The organism is Mesorhizobium kamtschaticum (assembly GCF_056174585.1).
The window spans coordinates 747,989-767,431 of sequence record NZ_CM149691.1; the positions used below are offsets into that span (position 1 = coordinate 747,989).

21 protein-coding genes and 1 pseudogene are annotated in these 19,443 nt (G+C 63.0%); 19 read left to right on the top strand and 3 right to left on the bottom strand.

The window, feature by feature from the left end:
- Window positions 1-104 precede the first annotated feature (104 nt).
- Window positions 105-482, bottom strand: a complete 378-nt coding sequence (locus tag AC0V7N_RS03520) for a hypothetical protein (RefSeq protein ID WP_475454746.1) — start codon at window positions 480-482, stop codon at window positions 105-107.
- A gap of 161 nt (window positions 483-643) precedes the next feature.
- Here AC0V7N_RS03520 and ureC point away from each other — a divergent pair, with 161 nt between their 5' ends.
- The 9 genes and pseudogenes from ureC to AC0V7N_RS03565 all read left to right on the top strand — a co-directional run bounded on the left by ureC (window position 644) and on the right by AC0V7N_RS03565 (window position 7,224).
- A complete protein-coding gene (gene ureC / locus AC0V7N_RS03525) occupies window positions 644-2,356 on the top strand; it encodes an urease subunit alpha (RefSeq protein ID WP_475454748.1) in 1,713 nt (570 codons plus the stop codon).
- A 61-nt stretch (window positions 2,357-2,417) separates the two neighbouring features.
- Window positions 2,418-2,912, top strand: a complete 495-nt coding sequence (locus AC0V7N_RS03530) for a DUF29 family protein (RefSeq protein ID WP_496627707.1) — start codon at window positions 2,418-2,420, stop codon at window positions 2,910-2,912.
- 3 nt (window positions 2,913-2,915) lie between these two features.
- On the top strand, window positions 2,916-3,386 hold the full coding sequence (locus AC0V7N_RS03535) for a hypothetical protein (protein ID WP_475454750.1): 471 nt from the start codon (window positions 2,916-2,918) through the stop codon (window positions 3,384-3,386).
- A gap of 44 nt (window positions 3,387-3,430) precedes the next feature.
- Window positions 3,431-4,036: a glutathione S-transferase family protein gene (locus AC0V7N_RS03540; RefSeq protein ID WP_475454752.1), complete on the top strand. Its 606-nt coding sequence runs from the start codon at window positions 3,431-3,433 to the stop codon at window positions 4,034-4,036.
- Window positions 4,033-4,629 (top strand): urease accessory protein UreE, encoded by a 597-nt coding sequence (locus AC0V7N_RS03545; RefSeq protein WP_475454754.1) that lies wholly within the window; start codon window positions 4,033-4,035, stop codon window positions 4,627-4,629. Before AC0V7N_RS03540 ends, AC0V7N_RS03545 begins: the two co-directional genes overlap by 4 nt.
- Window positions 4,622-5,293 (top strand): urease accessory protein UreF, encoded by a 672-nt coding sequence (locus AC0V7N_RS03550; RefSeq protein WP_475454756.1) that lies wholly within the window; start codon window positions 4,622-4,624, stop codon window positions 5,291-5,293. Before AC0V7N_RS03545 ends, AC0V7N_RS03550 begins: the two co-directional genes overlap by 8 nt.
- Window positions 5,290-5,731: pseudogene (locus AC0V7N_RS03555) on the top strand (DUF3995 domain-containing protein). Before AC0V7N_RS03550 ends, AC0V7N_RS03555 begins: the two are co-directional and overlap by 4 nt.
- Window positions 5,728-6,369 (top strand): urease accessory protein UreG, encoded by a 642-nt coding sequence (gene ureG / locus AC0V7N_RS03560; RefSeq protein WP_475454760.1) that lies wholly within the window; start codon window positions 5,728-5,730, stop codon window positions 6,367-6,369. The pseudogene AC0V7N_RS03555 and the gene ureG overlap by 4 nt, the downstream one beginning before the upstream one ends.
- Window positions 6,370-6,456: 87 nt before the next feature.
- Complete coding sequence (locus AC0V7N_RS03565) at window positions 6,457-7,224, top strand: class II aldolase/adducin family protein (protein WP_496627708.1); 768 nt, start codon at window positions 6,457-6,459, stop codon at window positions 7,222-7,224.
- Here AC0V7N_RS03565 and AC0V7N_RS03570 read toward each other — a convergent pair.
- Window positions 7,221-7,853 (bottom strand): HAD family hydrolase, encoded by a 633-nt coding sequence (locus AC0V7N_RS03570; protein ID WP_475454764.1) that lies wholly within the window; start codon window positions 7,851-7,853, stop codon window positions 7,221-7,223. The two genes, AC0V7N_RS03565 and AC0V7N_RS03570, sit on opposite strands and share 4 nt — an antisense overlap.
- A gap of 245 nt (window positions 7,854-8,098) precedes the next feature.
- Between AC0V7N_RS03570 and AC0V7N_RS03575 the strand changes: the two genes are divergently transcribed.
- Window positions 8,099-9,058 (top strand): sugar-binding transcriptional regulator, encoded by a 960-nt coding sequence (locus tag AC0V7N_RS03575; RefSeq protein ID WP_475454766.1) that lies wholly within the window; start codon window positions 8,099-8,101, stop codon window positions 9,056-9,058.
- 64 nt (window positions 9,059-9,122) lie between these two features.
- Here the strand turns inward: AC0V7N_RS03575 and AC0V7N_RS03580 are convergent, their stop codons facing one another.
- Window positions 9,123-9,308, bottom strand: a complete 186-nt coding sequence (locus tag AC0V7N_RS03580; RefSeq protein ID WP_095203037.1) for a hypothetical protein — start codon at window positions 9,306-9,308, stop codon at window positions 9,123-9,125.
- 110 nt (window positions 9,309-9,418) lie between these two features.
- Here AC0V7N_RS03580 and gcvA point away from each other — a divergent pair, with 110 nt between their 5' ends.
- The 9 genes from gcvA to AC0V7N_RS03625 all read left to right on the top strand — a co-directional run bounded on the left by gcvA (window position 9,419) and on the right by AC0V7N_RS03625 (window position 19,428).
- Window positions 9,419-10,324, top strand: a complete 906-nt coding sequence (gene gcvA / locus AC0V7N_RS03585) for a transcriptional regulator GcvA (RefSeq protein WP_475454768.1) — start codon at window positions 9,419-9,421, stop codon at window positions 10,322-10,324.
- 222 nt (window positions 10,325-10,546) lie between these two features.
- On the top strand, window positions 10,547-11,857 hold the full coding sequence (locus AC0V7N_RS03590; RefSeq protein WP_475454770.1) for an ABC transporter substrate-binding protein: 1,311 nt from the start codon (window positions 10,547-10,549) through the stop codon (window positions 11,855-11,857).
- 122 nt (window positions 11,858-11,979) lie between these two features.
- Window positions 11,980-12,852 (top strand): carbohydrate ABC transporter permease, encoded by an 873-nt coding sequence (locus AC0V7N_RS03595; protein ID WP_475454772.1) that lies wholly within the window; start codon window positions 11,980-11,982, stop codon window positions 12,850-12,852.
- An 11-nt stretch (window positions 12,853-12,863) separates the two neighbouring features.
- Entirely contained in the window at window positions 12,864-13,688 is an 825-nt protein-coding gene (locus AC0V7N_RS03600; protein ID WP_475454774.1) for a carbohydrate ABC transporter permease, read from the top strand.
- 50 nt (window positions 13,689-13,738) lie between these two features.
- On the top strand, window positions 13,739-14,737 hold the full coding sequence (locus AC0V7N_RS03605; RefSeq protein WP_475454776.1) for an ABC transporter ATP-binding protein: 999 nt from the start codon (window positions 13,739-13,741) through the stop codon (window positions 14,735-14,737).
- 2 nt (window positions 14,738-14,739) lie between these two features.
- Window positions 14,740-15,510, top strand: coding sequence for an L-iditol 2-dehydrogenase (locus tag AC0V7N_RS03610; protein ID WP_475460191.1), 771 nt, complete (start codon window positions 14,740-14,742; stop codon window positions 15,508-15,510).
- Between the two features lie 157 nt (window positions 15,511-15,667).
- Window positions 15,668-17,146, top strand: coding sequence for a mannitol dehydrogenase family protein (locus AC0V7N_RS03615; RefSeq protein WP_496627709.1), 1,479 nt, complete (start codon window positions 15,668-15,670; stop codon window positions 17,144-17,146).
- A gap of 15 nt (window positions 17,147-17,161) precedes the next feature.
- Entirely contained in the window at window positions 17,162-17,845 is a 684-nt protein-coding gene (locus AC0V7N_RS03620; protein WP_475454778.1) for an HAD-IA family hydrolase, read from the top strand.
- Window positions 17,842-19,428, top strand: coding sequence for an FGGY family pentulose kinase (locus AC0V7N_RS03625; protein WP_496627710.1), 1,587 nt, complete (start codon window positions 17,842-17,844; stop codon window positions 19,426-19,428). Before AC0V7N_RS03620 ends, AC0V7N_RS03625 begins: the two co-directional genes overlap by 4 nt.
- Window positions 19,429-19,443 lie beyond the last annotated feature (15 nt).

Consider the following 19,443-nt stretch of genomic DNA (forward strand, 5'->3'; position numbering starts at 1 on the left):
CACAGCCTGTTTCAACAATCAGGAAGCGAAACGACTCCAGCCCTGCCACGGTTCCCTTCGCGATACGGCCGGCGGACCGGATAGCGGCCCGCCGCACCGTTTTGTCAGCTGGCCTTCTTGGTGATCAGGGTCAGCGCGCCGTTGGGCTCCATGCTGGCCGCGACCACTTGCGCCGAGGTCATTCCCTTGGCCTTGAGGGCGGACTTCACCTTGGGGGTGGCGTCGATCGAACTGCGCAGCTTCTGCAGGCCTTCATCGCCACGCTGGGCGATGACCTGATTGACCTGCGTCTGGGTGTCCTTTGGCAGCTCGGTGATGTCGACAATGTTGACACTCTGGATCGCCGGCGCGGCCTGCTGAGCGCCGGGGGCGGGCGTGGTTGGAGCGGGGGCAGGCGTGGCCGGAGCAGGTTGCTGCTGGGCACTGGCGGCACCGGCCAGCATCAGGCTGGCAGCGGCTGCAAGAATTATCGTTTTGCGCATGGATTTTCCTTCCATCGATTTGGCAAACGGTCGTTTCGGGGTGACCTGTCAACCTCAACCGCCAAATGGGATCAGAAGGTGTCACCCAGCGGGTCATTGCGTGACCATTGGATGGCGGCAATGTGCAGCTCAACCACATCGCATTTCGGGAGCAATCGCTGATGGCCAGAATCACCCGCGCCGCCTACGCCCAGATGTACGGCCCGACCGTCGGCGATAAGGTCCGGTTGGCCGACACCGAACTCTTCATCGAGGTTGAAAAGGACCTCACCATTCACGGTGAAGAGGTAAAATTCGGCGGCGGCAAGGTGATCAGAGACGGCATGGGCCAAAGCCAGGTGTCCCGCGCCCAGGGCGCGGTCGATACCGTCATCACCAACGCCCTGGTGGTCGACGCCAGCGCCGGTATCTTCAAGGCCGATATCGGCCTCAGGGATGGCCGCATCGCCGCGATTGGCAAGGCCGGCAATCCGGACATGCAAGATGGCGTCACCATCATCATCGGCCCAGGCACCGAAATCATCGCCGGCGAAGGCAAGATCCTCACCGCTGGCGGCTTCGACGCGCATATCCACTTCATCTGCCCGCAGCAGATCGAAGAGGCGCTGATGAGCGGCATCACCACCATGCTCGGTGGCGGCACCGGCCCGGCGCATGGCACGCTGGCCACCACCTGCACGCCGGGGCCATGGCACATGGCCCGGATGATCCAGTCCTTCGATGCCTTCCCGATGAACATCGGCCTGTCGGGCAAGGGCAATGCTTCTCTGCCTGCCGCATTGGAGGAAATGGTGCTGGGTGGCGCCTGCTCGCTGAAGCTGCATGAGGATTGGGGCACGACGCCGGCGGCCATCGACTGCTGCCTGTCGGTCGCCGACGAGTACGATGTGCAGGTGATGATCCACACCGATACGCTGAATGAATCCGGCTTCGTCGAGAACACGGTGGCGGCGATCAAGGGCCGCACCATCCATGCCTTCCACACCGAAGGCGCCGGCGGCGGCCATGCACCCGATATCATCAAGGTCTGCGGCCTGCCCAACGTCATCCCGTCGTCGACCAATCCGACGCGACCCTACACCGTCAACACGCTGGCCGAGCATCTCGACATGCTGATGGTCTGCCACCATCTGTCGCCGTCGATCCCCGAGGACATCGCCTTTGCCGAAAGCCGCATCCGCAAGGAGACGATCGCTGCCGAGGACATCCTGCACGACATCGGCGCCTTCTCGATCATCTCGTCGGACAGTCAGGCCATGGGCCGTGTCGGCGAGGTGGCGATCCGCACCTGGCAGACCGCCGACAAGATGAAGCGCCAGCGCGGCTCGCTGCCGCAGGAAACCGGCAACAACGACAATTTCCGCGTCCGCCGCTACATCGCCAAATACACCATCAATCCGGCCATCGCGCATGGGCTGTCGAAAGACATCGGCTCGATCGCGGTCGGCAAACGCGCAGACCTGGTGTTGTGGAACCCGGCCTTTTTCGGTGTGAAACCGGACATGGTGCTGATCGGCGGCATGATCGCCGCCGCCCCGATGGGCGACCCCAACGCCTCGATCCCGACGCCGCAGCCCATGCATTACCGGCCGATGTTCGGCGCCTATGGCAAGGCCAGGACCAACTCGTCGGTGACGTTTGTTTCCAAGGCCGCACTGGAAGCGGGCCTGCATGGCAGGCTTGGCGTCGACAAGCAGTTCGTCGCCGTCGAAAACACTCGCGGCGGCATTGGCAAGCATTCAATGGTGCTCAACGACGCCACGCCGCATGTCGAGGTCGATCCCGAAACATACGAAGTCCGTGCTGACGGTGAATTGCTCACCTGCGAGCCGGCTACGGTATTGCCGATGGCGCAGCGGTATTTTCTGTTTTGATGCGAATGGTGATTGGCGGGTAGCGATTGGCTTGGGATCGAAAACGGCGCATTATGCGACCATGAACAAGATTCAGATACAGCGGCGGCATAAGTCTACACCCATCGAGACAGACTATGCTCAGTGGTGCGCCGAACAGGGCGCGCTACTGCGCGAAGGTCGTCTTTCCGACCTCGATCGCGAGAATCTTGCCGAGGAGATCGAGAGTTTGGGGCGGAGTGACAAGAGGGAGATTGCGAACAGACTTGGCACGCTGCTTTTGCATCTGCTGAAGTGGCAGTTCCAGGCGGAACGACGCAAGGCAGGTTGGTTGCTCACCATTCGAGAGCAGCGGTATCAGATCAAGAAGCTGATCGACGAAAGTCCAAGCCTCAAGACCTATCTGGGAACGCAGCTTTCTGGCGAATTCGAGTTTGCCCGACTGAAAGCGATTGACGAAACGGGTATGCCCGAAAGGAATTTCCCCGTCGATTGTCCTTATCAAATTGCCGACGTGCTCAATCAGGAATTTTTCCCTGGCGCGCCTTGGTTGCCGGATCAACTCATTCGCGACTAGGGCATGGCCAGCGAAATCGCCTCTCCTCACGACATTTTCCCGCATATCCGCATCGTCATGGGCATGGTGATCGGGCTTGGCGTCGCCGGCCTCTACGCCATCGAGACGTGGACCTTCGGCAAGTATTTGTTCCTCATCTTCTACGCGATCACGCTGTTCCTGCTCTGTGCGCTGCTGTTTCCGGATTCGATGCTCGACTACACCAGCTACGAGGATTTCTTCTATTCGCGCCGCGCCTGGTTTTTCGGCCTGCTGGCGACGACCTATCTGCTCGACGTGGTCGACACGCTGCTGAAGGGGCCCGAGCACTTTGCCCGCTATGGCAACGAATATCTGTTTCGCACCCCGGTCTTCGTCGCGCTGTGCATTGCCGCCATCCTGGTGCGCGACCGCCGGTTTCACATCGCCTTCGTCGCCGGCACGCTGATCTATCAGATATCGTTCATCCTGCGGCTCTTCGACACGATCGTATGACTATAGCGGATGGTCTAGAGTCCAGCGAAAGGCAGGTTTCAACCATGTATAAGGCCATCGGATCGCGCGGATCCCGGGTCAGCCGCGTTCTCTGGATGCTCGAGGAACTCGGGCAGCCCTATGAATTCGTCGAAGTGAAACTGCGCTCGCCGGAAGCCTATGCGCTCAACCCGTCGGGCAAGGTGCCGATCCTGATCGACGGCGAGCTGACGGTGACGGATTCGGCGGCGATCTGCGTCTATCTCGCCGACAAGCACGCCGACAAAGGCATGGGCGCCAATCCGGGTGTCGCCGGCCGTGCCGAGATGGATTCCTGGATGCATTTTGCCCAGAGCGAGTTCGAGGCGCCGCTGTGGAACAAATTGCGCCACCGTTTCCTGCTGCCCAGGGAAGTGCGGGTCGATGTCGGTCCCGCTGCGGCCTATGATTTCGCCTCGGAAGCCAAGGCGCTGGACCGCCGGCTTGGCGACAAAACGTTTGCGCTTGGTGAGCGGTTTTCCGCCGTCGACGTACTGCTCGGCGACATGGGCAGTTGGGCCCGGGCCGGAAAATTCCCGATCGAGTCCGAGCGCGTCAACGCCTATTTCGACCGCGTTCTGGCGCGGCCCGCCCGTGCGAGGGCGCAAGCCAACGGAGGCTCCCTGAAATGAAACTCAACCTCAACACCGACTTCACCAAATTCCCGCGCGCCGTCTCCGTGCTGCCGGCTGGCATTGTGGGATCCACAGCGCCCTCCGGCCAAGCGGTGCTCCCTCATGACGAGCGGCATCTGCGCCGCCGCGCCATCGAATTGTCCGACGGCAGCAAGGTGCTGGTCGACCTGCCCGAACCCGTTGCCTTGAACGATGGCGACCGTCTGGTGCTCGAGGATGGCCGTCATGTCGAGATCGTTGCCGCGCCGGAAGAGGTCTATGACATCCGCGCCCGCAACGGCGTGCATCTGACCGAACTTGCCTGGCATATCGGCAACCGCCATCTCGCCGCGGGCATCGAGGCGGATCGCATCGTCATCCTGCGCGACCACGTCATCAAGGCGATGCTGGAGGGGCTTGGCGCCACGGTGCGCGAGGTTTCCGAACCGTTCAAGCCGGTACGCGGCGCCTATTCCGGCCATGGCGGCGGACATGGTCACGATCACGGTCACAGCCATGCCGAGGCGCATGCGCATAGCCACGGTGAGGCACACTCCCAAAGCGAATCGCATTCCCATTCGCACGCCGGCCACCACCACGATCATGACTGACCAGCCTTCGAACACCGCCCTGCTGCGGCTAATGGCGTGGCTGTCGCCGGCCTTCCCAGTCGGCGGCTTTGCCTATAGCCATGGTCTCGAACGCGCGGTGCATGACGGCTTGGTGACCGATGCTGCCAGCCTCGCCGGTTGGTTGGAAACGCTGGTTGAAATGGGTTCGGGCTGGAACGATGCGGTGCTGTTTGCCGAGAGCTGGCGCAGTGCACGCCACGTCGGCGATCTCAACGACGTCGCCGCACTGGCCGAGGCGCTCGCAGGCTCGCGGGAACGCCACACCGAGACCATGCTGCAAGGCGCCGCCTTCCTCAAGGCTGCCGCCGCCTGGCCCAATCCGGTGCTGGAGCGCTTGCCGGCCGAATGCGCCTATTGCGTCGCCGTCGGCGCCTTTGCCGGCGGCAACGGTATTGCGTTGCAGGACGCGCTGGCCGCCTTCCTGCAAGCCTTCTTCTCCAATCTCGTCCAGGCGGCGATCAGGCTCAGTGTCCTCGGACAGAGCGAGGCCACCACACTTCTGGCCGGCTTCGAGCCGCTGGCTTTGGCGACCGCCGCCCGCGCGTCCCATTCGACATTGGACGATCTCGGCGGCTGTGCTTTCGTCTCCGACGTCATGGCGATGAAGCACGAAACCCAGTACTCGCGGCTGTTCCGCTCATGATCCTCCTCGCCTTCGCGCTGTCCATTGTCATGCTGCTGATCACCGCCCTGCATGTCTATCTGGGGTATTGGCGGCATCTGGCCTGGTACGGATGGCGCGTCTTGCGCCCGCGCGGTCGTCGGCTTTCGCGGCGTTGATGAAATGCCGACGCCGTTCGCCAGTTTCGCCGTTGCCGCCTGTCTTGGCCTGGCAACGCTCTGGCCGCTGGCGCTCATCGGCTTCTTTGCCTCGCCCTTCCCCAGGGAGGGCCTTGCCGCCACCGCGCTGCTGATCGGGCTGGTGTTCCTGGGGCGCGGCATTGCCGGCTTCACGCCGTGGTGGCGGCGGCTAGCGCCCGAGCAGCCTTTCGCCCGGCTCGATACCAGTTATTATTCGCCGCTCTGCCTGTTGGTCGGGCTCGGCTTCGCCATCCTCGCCATCATGGAGTTCCCGACATGACTCAAGCTAACGGCCCTCTTCGCATCGGCATTGGTGGCCCTGTCGGTTCCGGCAAGACGACGCTCACCGAAAAACTCTGCAAGGCGCTGCGCGACGAATTCTCGATCGCGGTCGTCACCAACGATATCTACACCAGGGAAGACGCCATGATGCTGGCCCGGCTGCAGGCGCTGCCGGAGGACCGCATCGTCGGCGTCGAGACCGGCGGCTGCCCGCATACCGCCATTCGCGAGGACGCCTCGATCAATTTGCAGGCGATCGCCGAACTCAACCGGAAATTCCCCGATCTCGATATCATCTTCATCGAATCCGGCGGCGACAACCTTGCCGCCACCTTCTCGCCTGATCTCGCCGACCTGACGCTCTATGTCATCTCGGTCTGCCAGGGCGAGGAAATCCCGCGCAAGGGCGGTCCGGCGATCACCCGCTCCGATTTCCTGATCATCAACAAGAGCGACCTGGCGCCCTATGTGAACGTCAACCTCGACGTCATGGAGAGCGACGCCGGCCGCATGCGCGGCAGGCGGCCGTTCGGCTTCACCGATCTTTCACGTAGCAAGGGGCTGCAGGAGGTCATCGACTTCATCGTCGAGCATGGTGGGCTCAGGGCCGTCACTGCCGCCAGCACGGCCGCCTGACAGACAAGAAGCTCTCCCTGCACCAACCGAAACCCGTTGCCGGCGGCCGCAGGTCACGGCATTCTGGCCAAAACCGGAGGATTTTCGATGAGCATTGCCCGCCTGCAGAAAGAAACGCTGACCAACCTGCCCTACTATGAAGAGCGCGTCGATCTCGCCGCGGCCTTCCGCTGGACGGCACGGCTCAACATGCATGAGGCGGTGGCCAATCATTTCTCGCTGGCGGTCAACGAGGACGGCACGCAGTTCCTGATGAACCCCAACCAGGTGCATTTCTCGCGCATCAAGGCGAGCGACCTGCTGCTGATTGACGCCAACGGTCCCGAAACGCTGACCGGCCCCAACGCGCCCGATCCGACCGCCTGGGGCCTGCACGGCGCCATTCACCGCAACGTGCCGCATGCGCGCTGCGTCATGCATGTGCATTCGATCCATGCCACGGTGCTGGCGTCGCTCGCCGACTCGACACTGCCGCCGATCGACCAGAATTCGGCGATGTTCTTCAACCGTCATGTCGTCGACGCCCATTATGGCGGGCTGGCCTTCGAGGAAGAGGGCGAGCGCTGCTCGCAGCTTCTCACCGATCCCAAGGTCAAGGTGATGGTGATGGGCAATCACGGTGTGATGGTCATCGGCGACACGGTCGCCGATGCCTTCAACCGCATGTTCTATTTCGAGCGCGCCGCCGAGACCTACATCAAGGCGCTGTGGACCGGCCGCCCGCTGCGCACGCTGTCCGACGCGATCGCCGAGAAGGCGGCGAGCGAAATGGATGATTACCCCGGCCAGGCCGAGCGTCATCTCGCCGAGCTCAAGGCGATCCTCGACGAGCAGGAACCCGTCTACCGGAATTAAAGACCGAGTTGAGCCCGCAATTCCTCGGCGCTGTTGATGACGATGGCGCCGGGCGGTCCTTCCATCGGCTTTTCCGGCCAGAAGATCGTCTTCATGCCCGCCGCCAGCCCCGCCATGGCGCCCGGCCAGCTGTCGTCGACCGCCACCGCGTGCGCGGGATCGACATCGGCCAGATAGGCGGCGCGCAGGAAGGGCTCGGCGTGCGGCTTGCCTTCGCGCACATCGTTGCGGCTGATCGTCTTCATGCCGGGATAGAAGAGGCCGACCATGCGCAGATTGGCGTCGACGATCATCCGGTCCGAATTGGAGACCACCGCCTGCTGCACGCCAAGCGCTCGTAATTCGTTGAAGACCTCGATGGCGCCGGGGCGCGGCTTCAGGCCTTCGACCAGCGGCAGATAATGCTCGTATTTGCGCATGATCCAATCGTCGAAGGGAAGATCGAGGCCGAATTCGTTGCGCATCATCTCGTAGACCGGCCAGGCGGCGACGCCGAGCACGCGCTCATGCAGGTCGGCGGGCGGCTTGAGACCGACATTGCGCATCGCCGCCACCAGGGCCGCTTCGTGCAGCGGCTCGCTGTCGACCAGCGTTCCGTCCATGTCCCAGAAAACCGCCTTCGGTGTCATGCAGCGCTCCTTTTGCGATCCCCTTAAAGGGTTTGCGCCGGGAGATAAACCGTCGGGATCACAGAAGATGGCTGCGACCGGAACCAAAGCCGCTTTGCTTTCAGCGATCAGAGATTATCGGCGCGGCAATCTCAATCTCGCAGTTGCGATCAATTGCCCTTGATATTGACAATTGCGCAGACTGCTGTTCCCTGCGAAACTAAGAGCGGACCGCCTTGATGACCGGCGGCCTTGGGAGGCAGGACGTGAATACCCGGCAGGATGGCGGCAGCAACAGGCTGGACGACGCGGCGCGCGCCGGCTGGCTTTATTACGTTGCCGGCAACACACAGGACCAGATCGCCGCCACGCTCGGCATTTCGCGGCAGACCGCGCAGCGGCTGGTGTCGCTGGCTGTGTCGGAAGGCTTGATCAAGGTTCGTGTCGACCATCCGATCGCCAACTGCCTTGATCTCGCGGCCCGGCTGAAATCGCGTTTCGCGCTCGACCTGGTCGAGGTGGTGCCGAGCGATCCCAATTCATCCTCCACCACCATCGGCATCGCCGAGGCGGCGGCCGCCGAGATCGAGCGGCGGCTGCGCTCGCCGACGCCGATCGTCATGGGCATTGGCACCGGGCGCACGCTGAAGGCGGCGATCGAGCAATTGCCGCCGATGGAATGTCCGCAGCACAAGGTGGTGTCGTTGACCGGCAACATTTCGCCGGACGGTTCGGCTGCCTTCTACAACGTCATCTTCACCATGGCCGACCGGGTCAAGGCGCGCTCCTTCCCGATGCCACTGCCAGTCATCGCCTCCTCGCCGCAGGAGCGCGAGATGCTGCTCAACCAGCCGATGATCCAGCCGACGCTGGCGCTGGCGGCGGAAGCCGACGTCACCTTCATCGGCATCGGCGACCTCGGTCCCAAGGCGCCTCTCTATGAGGACGGCTTCATTTCGGAAAGCGAGCTGAAAGCCTTGCAGAAGGCAGGCGGCATCGCCGAGATCGTCGGCTGGGTGTTCGACAGGGAAGGCCGCATGATCGAGGGCATCACCAATGACCGGGTGTCGTCGGCGTCGCTGCCGTCGCGCGAAAAGTCACTGGTCATTGCGCTGGCCATGGGCGAGCGCAAGCTGCCGGGGATCCTGGCGGCCGTGAATCGCCGGCTGGTCAATGGCCTCATCACCGATGAGCGGACGGCCACCGCCCTGCTGGCCAGCATGTGACCGGGAATCGTCGTCGCTTGCCGAATGCGGCCGCGACCGCTGCTTTGCGACAAAGCCAACAAGTCTATCTGTGCCTGCCAAAGGGGTCGTTGCCATCGAGGAAACCGACGTCGCGCTGCAGATGCGGCGACAGGTCCCTAATGTCGAGATGCGCCCTTTTCCTGATCGCGAACCAGCCGAATCCGTCCGTTAGCCACGAAATCCAGCGGTGATCCGGAGCGGGAGTACATTTTTGCTGCGCCATGGTCATGATCGTGAACCTTCGCTATCCTGAACCCGAATGACGGGTTGACACTGAATGTCGGTCTCGCCGGCCAGGTTTGCCAATCGAACGTCGATAAGGACCCATAAGGAGGCCTTATGCCCGATCTGAGCTCGCGACAGGTTTCCCAACTCCCGCCGCTACAGGCGATCAGGGTCTTCGACGCGGTGGCGCGCCACCTTTCCTTCACCAAGGCCGCCGTGGAACTCGGCATGACACAGGCTGCCGTCAGCTATCAGATCAAGGTGCTGGAAGAGCGTGTCGGCTCACCGCTGTTCCTGCGCCGGCCGCGGCAGATCGAGTTGACCGAAGCCGGCCAACGGCTGGCGCCGGCGGTCAGCGAGGCCTTTGCCATTCTTGGCCAGGCCTATGCCGCGGCGCGCGGCGGCGCGGACGGGCTGTTGTGCGTCACCACGGTGCTGACCTTTGCCTCGAACTGGCTGGCCCACCGGCTGGGCTCCTTCCAGCTCGCGCATCCGGCGCTTGCCGTGCGGCTGGAGACATCGAGCCGGCTGACGGATTTCGCGCGTGAGGATACCGATATCGCCATCCGCTCGGGCGGCGGCAAATGGCCGGGCCTGGAGGCGCACAAACTGCTCGATGCCGATTTCACGCCGATGCTGAGCCCCACGCTCGCGGCGAGCATTGGCGGCGTCAACGAGCCGGCCGACCTGTTGCGGCTGCCGATCCTCGATCCCGGCGACATCTGGTGGACGGAGTGGTTTTCCGCCGCCGGCGTGCACGCGCACGACCTTGCCAAACGACCCGGCAGCAGCATGGGCGCGCAGGCCTATGAGGCCAATGCTGCCATCGCCGGCCATGGCGTGGCGATCCTGACCCGGGCGCTGTTCAAGGCCGAACTCGCCGAAGGTCGCCTGATCCAACCCTTCGACCTGGTCGGCGACGACGGCCATGCCTATTGGCTGGTCTATCCCGAAGCGCGCCGCAACGTGCCGAAGATCCGCGCCTTTCGCGACTGGTTGCTGGCCGAGATCGCCTGCTGACAGGCCCTTTTCACCCGATCCAGGCCTCCAGGCCTTCCTGTCCCCTCGCCTGATATCCGGCACAGGCGCGGCCTGCCGCCCCAAATTTCCATGGCTCCGTCGTGCGCCGGCAAGGCCGAGTGCTGCGCTGCAGCATCGAATCCGGCTTGACATAATTTACGGCAAGTGAGTAATTGCTCAGAGCCAAGGCAAATGCTCATCTTGGTTCATGGGAGGAATTTGATGAAACTTCGCACGCTCATCCTGGGCTTGTGCTCGACCAGCGCAATCGCGTTCGCCGCACATGCCGAATCCATCACCATCGCCACCGTCAACAATGGCGATATGGTCCGCATGCAGAAGCTGACCGACGACTTCTCCAAGGCTAACCCGGACATCAAGCTCAACTGGGTCACACTTGAAGAGAACGTGCTGCGCGAGCGCGTCACCACCGACATCGCCACCAAGGGTGGCCAGTATGATGTGATGACCATCGGGACGTATGAAGTTCCGATCTGGGCCAAGCAGAGCTGGCTTCTGCCGCTCGACAAGCTCGGCGACGACTATGACGCCAAGGACATTATCCCGGCCATCGCCGGCGGTCTTTCGGTCGACGGCAAACTCTATGCCGCGCCCTTCTACGGCGAAAGCTCCTTCGTCATGTACCGCAAGGATTTGATGGACAAGGCCGGGTTGAAGATGCCCGACGCGCCGACCTGGGACTTCATCCGCCAGGCCGCCGACAAGATGACCGACCGCGCCAATGGCGTGAACGGCGTGTGCCTGCGTGGCAAGGCCGGCTGGGGCGAGAACATGGCCTTCCTGACCGCGATGTCGAACTCCTTCGGCGCGCGCTGGTTCGACGAGAAATGGAAGCCGCAGTTCGACCAGCCCGAATGGAAGAAGACGCTGCAATTCTATGTCGACCTGATGAAGGCCGACGGCCCAGAGGGTGCGTCCTCCAACGGCTTCAACGAAAACCTGGCGCTGTTCCAGCAGGGCAAGTGCGGCATGTGGATCGACGCCACCGTCGCCGCGTCCTTCGTTTCGGACCCGAAGAACTCGACCGTCGCCGACAAGGTTGGCTACGCCTTGGCACCCGACAATGGGCTCGGCAAGCGCGGCAACTGGCTGTGGGCATGGTCGCTGGCCATTCCTGCCGGCACGCAGAAGGCAGATGCTGCCGAGAAGTTCGTTTCGTGGGCGACCAGCAAGCACTATGCCGAGCTCGTCGCATCCAAGGAAGGCTGGGCCAATGCTCCTCCCGGCACGCGCTCCTCGCTCTACGCCAATGCCGACTACCAGAAGGCGGCTCCGTTCGCCAAGATGACATTGGACTCGATCAACGCAGCCGACCCGACGCATCCGACCGTCAAGCCGGTGCCCTATGTCGGCGTGCAGTTCGTCGCCATCCCTGAGTTCCAGGGCCTTGGCACCACTGTCGGCCAGCTCTTCTCGGCGGCTCTTGCCGGCCAGTCGAGCGTCGACGATGCCCTGAAGCAGGCGCAGGACGCGGCCACCGCGACCATGACCGAAGGCGGTTATATCAAGTAAGGCTCCTCCCGGTGCCGAATGCCGGTCGCCTCCTTGACCGGCAACGGCCGCCCGAATCCCAGTTCGGGCGGCCGCCTTTAACGCCTCTGAAAATTCAGTCTGACCATTGAAGGGTGACCGTCATGGCTACTCAGCAGACCCGTTCGCTTGCCCGTTTCATGATGGCGCCCTCTGTCGTCCTGCTGCTGGTGTGGATGGTTGTTCCACTGGCGCTCACGCTGTGGTTCTCCTTCCAGCAGTACAATCCGCTCAATCCGGTTCGCGATGGCTTTGTCGGCCTCTCCAACTACGCGCTGTTCTATTCCAACCCGGCCTTCCTGCAGTCAATCCTCAACACGCTTACCCTGGTGATCAGCGTCCTGTTGATCACGGTGATCGGCGGCATCCTGCTGGCGCTTTTGATCGATCAGCCGATGTGGGGACAAGGCATCGTTCGCATCCTCGTCATCTCGCCGTTCTTCGTCATGCCGCCGGTGGCCGCGTTGGTCTGGAAGAACATGATCATGCACCCGCAATATGGCGTTTTCGCCGATATAGCGCGCTTCTTCGGGGCACAGCCGATCGACTGGTTCGGGCAGCATCCGATGACGGCCATCATCATCATCGTCGCCTGGCAATGGCTGCCTTTCGCGACACTGATCCTGCTGACCGCCCTGCAGTCGCTCGACGGTGAGCAGAAGGAAGCCGCCGAGATGGACGGCGCCGGCTTCGTCAGCCGCTTCATCTATCTGACGCTGCCGCACATGTCGCGCGCCATCACCGTCGTCATCCTGATCCAGACGATCTTCCTGCTCTCCGTCTATGCCGAGATCCTCGTCACCACCAATGGCGGTCCGGGATACGCCTCCACCAACCTGCCCTTCCTCGTCTACCAGAAGGCCTTGCTGGAGTTCAAAATCGGCCAGGCATCCGCCGGCGGCATCATCGCTGTCATTCTCGCCAACATCGTTGCCTTCTTCGCCATGCGCGCCGTCGGCAAGAACCTGGACAAGTAAGGGAGGATACGATGGCACGCTCAGTCACCACCCAGCACAAGACAATCGCGACCGTTGCGGCTTGGATCGTCGCTTTGCTGATCTTCTTCCCGATCCTCTATACGATCATCACCTCGTTCAAGTCGGAGCAGGAAGCCATCCAGGGCTTCAGCATGATCCCGTCGGGGACGTTTGAGAGCTATACCGAGGTTCAGGCGCAGAGCGGCTACTTCAAGTTCTTCCTGAACTCGGTGCTGCTCTCGGTCGGCTCGACCATCCTGGCCTTGCTGGTCGCCATTCCGGCGGCATGGTCGATGGCCTTCTCGCCGACCAAGCGGACCAAGGACATATTGATGTGGATGCTGTCCACCAAGATGATGCCCGCGGTCGCCGTGCTGTTCCCGATCTACCTGATCTTCCGCAATCTCGGACTGCTCGACAGCCGCATTGGCCTGATGGTCATGCTGATGCTGATCAACCTGCCGATCGTGGTGTGGATGCTCTACACTTATTTCCGCGAAATCCCGGGCGAGATCCTGGAAGCGGCCCGCATGGACGGGGCTTCGCTGTGGAACGAGATCATCTATGTGCTCACACCCATGGCGGTGCCGGGCATCGCCTCGACCATGCTGCTCAACATCATCCTGGCCTGGAACGAAGCGTTCTGGACAATCCGCCTGACGACGACTGAAGCAGCACCGCTCACCGCCTTCATCAGTTCGTTCTCCAGCCCGCAAGGCCTGTTCTGGGCCAAGCTTTCGGCGGCCTCGACGCTGGCGATCGCGCCGATCCTGATCATGGGCTGGTTCAGCCAGAAGCAGCTGGTGCGCGGCCTGACATTTGGTGCCGTGAAGTAACGGAATTGCCTGAAGCAATCGGCAGGACATAACCCCTCGGGGAGGAAACCATGGGAAACATCACGCTCAAGAACGTCTCCAAATCCTTCGGATCGACGTCCATCATCCCCGGCCTCGACCTGGTGATCGAGAATGGCGAGTTCGTCGTCTTCGTCGGCCCGTCGGGTTGCGGCAAGTCAACGCTGCTGCGGCTGATCGCCGGGCTGGAGGACACCAGCGGCGGCACCATCAACATCGATGGCCGTGACGTCACCGGCGAAGCGCCGGCCAAGCGCAAGCTGGCCATGGTGTTCCAGTCCTACGCGCTCTATCCGCACATGACGGTGGCCAAGAACATCGGCTTTCCCCTGAAGATGGCCGGCGAAGACAAGGCCACCATCGACAAGAAGGTGGGAGACGCGGCGCGGGTGCTCAACCTCACCAACTACCTCGAGCGCCGCCCCGGCCAGCTTTCCGGCGGCCAGCGCCAGCGCGTCGCGATCGGCCGCGCCATCGTGCGCCAGCCGACCGCCTTCCTGTTCGACGAGCCGCTGTCCAACCTCGACGCCGCACTGCGCGGCACCATGCGGCTGGAGATCAGCGAACTGCATCATCAGCTCAAGACCACCATGATCTACGTCACCCACGACCAGGTCGAAGCCATGACCATGGCCGACAAGATCGTCGTGCTGAACGCCGGCAATATCGAGCAGGTCGGCTCGCCGATGGAGCTCTACAAGACACCAAAGAACCTCTTCGTCGCCGGCTTTATCGGCTCGCCGAAGATGAACCTCATCGAAGGCGCGCCGGCCGCCAAATATGGCGTCAAGACCATCGGCATCCGTCCCGAACACATGGAAATCTCGACCACGGCGGGCGAATGGAAGGCAACTGTCGGCGTCGCCGAGCATCTCGGATCCGACACGTTCCTGCACGTTCAAGCTGACGGCGTCGGGCCGCTGACGGTGCGTGCCGATGGCGAGCTCGCCGTCCATCACGGCGACACCATCTACCTCACACCCGACAAGGCCAAGCTGCATCGCTTCGGTGCCGACGGAAAGGCAATGTGAGCATGCGCCTGGCCGGCAAATCGGCGCTGATCACGGGTTCGGCCCGTGGCATCGGCAGGGCCTTCGCCGAAGCCTATATCGGCGAAGGCGCCACGGTGGCGATTGCCGACATCAATCTTGAGGCCGCGCAAAAGACGGCCGCCGAGATCGGCGCCAACGCCTATGCCGTCAAACTCGATGTCACGGACCAGGCCTCCATCGACGCCGCGGTGAAGGCGGTGGAGAGCAAGGCCGGCGGCCTCGACATCTTGATCAACAACGCCGCCTTGTTCGACCTCGCGCCTATCGTCGAGATATCCCGGGCAAGTTACGAAAAACTGTTCTCCGTCAATGTCGCCGGCACGCTGTTTATGCTGCAGGCTGCCGCCCATTCGATGATCGCGCGGGGCAAGGGCGGCAGGATCATCAACATGGCCAGCCAGGCCGGACGGCGCGGCGAAGCCCTGGTCGGCGTCTACTGCGCCACCAAGGCCGCCGTCATATCGCTGACCCAGTCGGCGGGGCTCGACCTGATCAGACACCGCATCAACGTCAACGCCATCGCGCCTGGCGTCGTCGATGGCGAGCACTGGGATCACGTCGATTCGCTGTTCGCCAAATACGAGAACCGGCCAAAGGGCGAAAAAAAGAAACTTGTCGGCGAGGCAGTGCCTTACGGCCGGATGGGCACGGCTCAGGACCTTACCGGCATGGCGGTTTTCCTCGCCAGCAGCGACGCCGAATACATCGTCGCCCAGACCTACAATGTCGATGGCGGCCAGTGGATGAGTTGAGGGGGGCCGGCCTCTGCTTCTCGTCCCTCCGCGAGGAGCAGAGGCCAACATCAGAGGCCGCATCGGCCTCATAAGGCATGTGCCGTCCCTTACCCTCTCCCGCGAGGACGGGGAGAGGCGGAGTAACGAGGCCGAAGCCCGGCCAAAGGGTAAACAGATGACCGTGAAACTCTCTTCCGCCACTCTCGCCAACCTCCCCGCCAAGGTCGCGGGTCCGAAATACGACCGTGCCAGGCTGAAGGCCGGCATCGTGCATTTCGGTGTCGGCAATTTCCATCGCTCGCACCAGGCCGTCTATCTCGACGATCTGTTCAATGCGGGCATCGGCCATGACTGGGCACTGGTCGGCGCAGGCGTGTTCGACGGCGAGAAGATCGGCCGCGGCAAGCTGGAGGAGCAGGACTGGCTGACCACGGTTGTCGAGCAGGATGATGGCCATATGAGCGCCCGTGTCACCGGCGCCATGATCGACTTCCTGATGCCTGGCGATGCGGCCGGCATCATCGAAAGGCTTGCCGATCCGGCGATCAAGATCGTCTCATTGACCATCACCGAAGGCGGCTATTTCATCGATCCGGCGTCGGGCGTCTTCAATCCGGCCCATCCCGACATCGTCGCCGACGCCCAACCGGGCGCCACGCCGAAAACGGTGTTCGGCCTCATCCTGGCCGGGCTGGTGCGCCGCCGCGACGAGGGCACCGTGCCGTTCACCGTGATGTCCTGCGACAACATCCCCCACAATGGTCACGTCACCTCCGACGGCGTCATTGGTCTGGCACGGCTGATCGACGAGGATCTGGCCAACTGGGTCAGCGAGCATGTCGCCTTCCCGAACGGCATGGTCGATCGCATTACGCCTGCCACCACCGATCGCGAACGCGGCATCCTGGCCAAGGATTTTGGCGTCGAGGACGCCTGGCCGGTGTTCTGCGAGCCGTTCCGGCAATGGGTGCTGGAGGACCGTTTCACCGATGGCCGCCCGCCGCTGGAAAAGGTCGGCGTGCAGTTCGTCAAGGACGTCGCGCCCTATGAGTTGATGAAGATCCGCATCCTCAATGGCGGCCACGCAACAATCGCCTATCCGGCCGGGTTGATGGATATCCATTTCGTCCATGAAGCGATGCAGGAGCCGCTGGTGCGCGGCTTTCTCGATAGGCTCGAGCATGACGAGATCATCCCGACCGTGCCGCCGGTGCCGGACACAATATTGGAGGACTATTACCAGCTCATCGAGAAGCGCTTCTCCAATCCCAAGATCGGCGACACCATCCGCCGGCTCTGCCTCGACGGCTCCAACCGCCAGCCGAAATTCATCATCCCGACCATCGCCGACCGCTTGAAGGCGGGAAAGAGTGTCGCCGGCCTGGCGCTGGAATCCGCACTCTGGTGCCGTTACTGCTTCGGCACGTCAGACAGCGGCGCCGTCATCGAACCCAACGACCCGAGCTGGGACCGGCTGCAAGCGACGGCAAAAGCGGCAAAGGACGCTCCGGCGGCGTGGCTCGCCATGGAGGACATCTATGGCGATGTCGGCCGCGCCACGGCCTTTGTCGTGGCCTTCGGCCATGCGCTCAACGTGTTGTGGGCGAATGGCGCGCGCGCCACGCTGACGCGCTACATCGCCGGCAAGCTCTGAGAGCTATCAGCCATCATGACGCCTGAACTGGTCATCTTCGACTGCGATGGCGTGCTGGTCGACAGCGAAGCGCTTTCCGTCTCGGCGCTGCTCGGCATGATCGAACTTGCCGGCGGCAGCATCGGCGAGGACGCCGCCTACGAGCATTTCCTCGGCAAGAGCATGAAAAGCGTGCGCGAGATCCTTGGCCGCGACTTCGGCCTGGAGATCACCGATCAGCATCTGACCGCCATGCGGGTCGAACTGATGCGCAAGTTCCGTGAGGAGCTGAAGCCTATTCCCGGCGTCAAGGAGATGTTGCCGAAACTCGGCCTGCCGTTCTGCGTCGCCTCGTCCGGCACACTGGAACGCATCCGCTATGCGCTCGACGTCACCGGCCTGCTCGGGCTGATGGAGCCGCATCTGTTCAGCGCCGCCATGGTGGCCAAGGGAAAACCGGCGCCGGACCTTTTCCTCCACGCCGCCGCCACCATGCGGGCGCATCCACGCAAATGCCTCGTCATCGAGGACAGTCCAGCCGGCGTCGCGGCGGCGCGTGCGGCAGGCATGCGCGTCTTTGCCTTCACCGGCGGCTCGCATGCCGGCAACCCCGCCTTGAAAGCGCGGCTTGCGTCGACCGAACCGGACTTTATATTCGCTGACATGCTGCAATTGCCCGATCTGATTGCAGGCCTGGGAGCGAGAGTTAGAGCATCTTGACGAAACAGTTTGTTTGCGCGGTCGATGTCGGCACCGGGAGCGCTCGCGCGGGCATTCTCGACGCCAGTGGTAGCTTGCTCGGCCGTGCCGATCGGCCAATCGCCATGAACCAGCCAAAGCCCGATCATGCCGAGCATGATTCGCGCGATATCTGGTCGGCGGTCTGCATCGCCGTACGTGCCGCCCGTGAAAAAGCCGGCGTTGCGGCGCAAGATATTGTCGGCATCTCGTTTGATGCCACCTGTTCTCTGGTGGTGCGCGACCGGCAGGGCGATCAGCTCAGCGTCTCGACCACCGGCGACAAGCGCTGGGACACCATCGTCTGGCTCGACCACCGTGCCATTGCCGAAGCCGACGAATGCACGGCGAGCAGCCACGAGGTGCTCAACTACATAGGCGGCGTCATGTCGCCGGAGATGGCGACGCCGAAGCTGATGTGGCTGAAGCGTAATTTGCCCAAGACCTGGAATGAAGCCGGCTATCTTTTTGACCTGACCGACTTCCTGACCTGGCAAGCAACCGGCTCGCTGGCCCGCTCGCAATGCACGCTGACGGCGAAGTGGACCTATCTGGCGCATGAGGAAAGTGCATGGCAGCGCGATTTCTTCGAAATCGTCGGCCTCGACGATCTCTTTGAACACGGCAATTTGCCGGAGCGCGCCAGTCCGGTCGGCGCCGACATTGGTCCGCTGACGGCGCAGGCGGCGGCGGAGCTCGGCCTGACGGAAAACTGCCGGGTCGGCGCCGGCGTCATCGACGCCTATGCCGGCGCGCTTGGCGTGCTCGGCGGCTTTGCCGGCGACGAGCAGGATATCGGCCGCCACCTTGCACTGATCGCCGGAACGTCGAGCTGCGTCATGGCGATGTCGCCCGACCCGCAACCTTTCGCCGGCGTCTGGGGACCATATTACGGCGCGGCGCTGCCGAAGCTGTGGTTGTCGGAAGGCGGCCAGTCGGCCACCGGCGCCCTGCTCGACCACATTATCCGCTGGCACGGCGCCGGCGGCGAGCCGGATGCGGCCATGCATGCAAAAATCGCCAGGCGTGTCGCCGAACTGCGCGCCACCGAGGGCGAGAACCTCGCCGCACGCCTGCATGTACTGCCTGACTTTCACGGCAACCGCTCGCCGCTCGCCGATCCGCATGCCGTTGGCGTCGTCAGCGGGCTGACGCTGGATTCCTCCTTCGACAGCCTGTGCAAGCTCTACTGGCGCACCGCCGTAGGCATCGCGCTCGGCGTGCGCCATGTGCTGGAGGCGTTGAACGAGAATGGCTATCTGATCGATACGCTGCATGTCACCGGCGGCCACACCAAGAACCCGCTGCTGATGGAGCTCTACGCCGACGCCACCGGCTGCACGGTGGTCGAGCCGCTGGCCGACGAAGCGGTGCTGCTTGGCACCGGCATGGTGGCCGCCACCGCTGCCGGCCTGTTTCCCGACCTCAACGCCGCCTGCCTTGCCATGCAACAAGGCGGCAAGACGCGCGCCGCCAATCCGGCCGCCGGCGCCCGCTTCGACCGCGACTACCGGATCTTCCTCGAGATGCACCGGCAGCGGCAGGCGGTCGACGCGATCCGGTAGAGCAATTCCAGGAAA

Bases quoted from the DNA above. Each gene is read 5' to 3' on its own strand.
- ureC (WP_475454748.1), top strand. From the start codon at position 644: ATGGCCAGAATCACCCGCGCCGCCTACGCCCAGATGTACGGCCCGACC.
- ureG (WP_475454760.1), top strand. From the start codon at position 5,728: ATGACTCAAGCTAACGGCCCTCTTCGCATCGGCATTGGTGGCCCTGTC.
- AC0V7N_RS03580 (WP_095203037.1), bottom strand. From the start codon at position 9,308: ATGACCATGGCGCAGCAAAAATGTACTCCCGCTCCGGATCACCGCTGG.
- AC0V7N_RS03530 (WP_496627707.1), top strand. From the start codon at position 2,418: ATGAACAAGATTCAGATACAGCGGCGGCATAAGTCTACACCCATCGAG.
- AC0V7N_RS03550 (WP_475454756.1), top strand. From the start codon at position 4,622: ATGACTGACCAGCCTTCGAACACCGCCCTGCTGCGGCTAATGGCGTGG.
- AC0V7N_RS03615 (WP_496627709.1), top strand. From the start codon at position 15,668: ATGACCGTGAAACTCTCTTCCGCCACTCTCGCCAACCTCCCCGCCAAG.
- AC0V7N_RS03520 (WP_475454746.1), bottom strand. From the start codon at position 482: ATGCGCAAAACGATAATTCTTGCAGCCGCTGCCAGCCTGATGCTGGCC.
- AC0V7N_RS03595 (WP_475454772.1), top strand. From the start codon at position 11,980: ATGGCTACTCAGCAGACCCGTTCGCTTGCCCGTTTCATGATGGCGCCC.
- AC0V7N_RS03565 (WP_496627708.1), top strand. From the start codon at position 6,457: ATGAGCATTGCCCGCCTGCAGAAAGAAACGCTGACCAACCTGCCCTAC.
- AC0V7N_RS03600 (WP_475454774.1), top strand. From the start codon at position 12,864: ATGGCACGCTCAGTCACCACCCAGCACAAGACAATCGCGACCGTTGCG.
- AC0V7N_RS03535 (WP_475454750.1), top strand. From the start codon at position 2,916: ATGGCCAGCGAAATCGCCTCTCCTCACGACATTTTCCCGCATATCCGC.
- AC0V7N_RS03605 (WP_475454776.1), top strand. From the start codon at position 13,739: ATGGGAAACATCACGCTCAAGAACGTCTCCAAATCCTTCGGATCGACG.
- AC0V7N_RS03570 (WP_475454764.1), bottom strand. From the start codon at position 7,853: ATGACACCGAAGGCGGTTTTCTGGGACATGGACGGAACGCTGGTCGAC.
- AC0V7N_RS03540 (WP_475454752.1), top strand. From the start codon at position 3,431: ATGTATAAGGCCATCGGATCGCGCGGATCCCGGGTCAGCCGCGTTCTC.
- AC0V7N_RS03610 (WP_475460191.1), top strand. From the start codon at position 14,740: ATGCGCCTGGCCGGCAAATCGGCGCTGATCACGGGTTCGGCCCGTGGC.
- AC0V7N_RS03590 (WP_475454770.1), top strand. From the start codon at position 10,547: ATGAAACTTCGCACGCTCATCCTGGGCTTGTGCTCGACCAGCGCAATC.
- AC0V7N_RS03545 (WP_475454754.1), top strand. From the start codon at position 4,033: ATGAAACTCAACCTCAACACCGACTTCACCAAATTCCCGCGCGCCGTC.
- gcvA (WP_475454768.1), top strand. From the start codon at position 9,419: ATGCCCGATCTGAGCTCGCGACAGGTTTCCCAACTCCCGCCGCTACAG.
- AC0V7N_RS03620 (WP_475454778.1), top strand. From the start codon at position 17,162: ATGACGCCTGAACTGGTCATCTTCGACTGCGATGGCGTGCTGGTCGAC.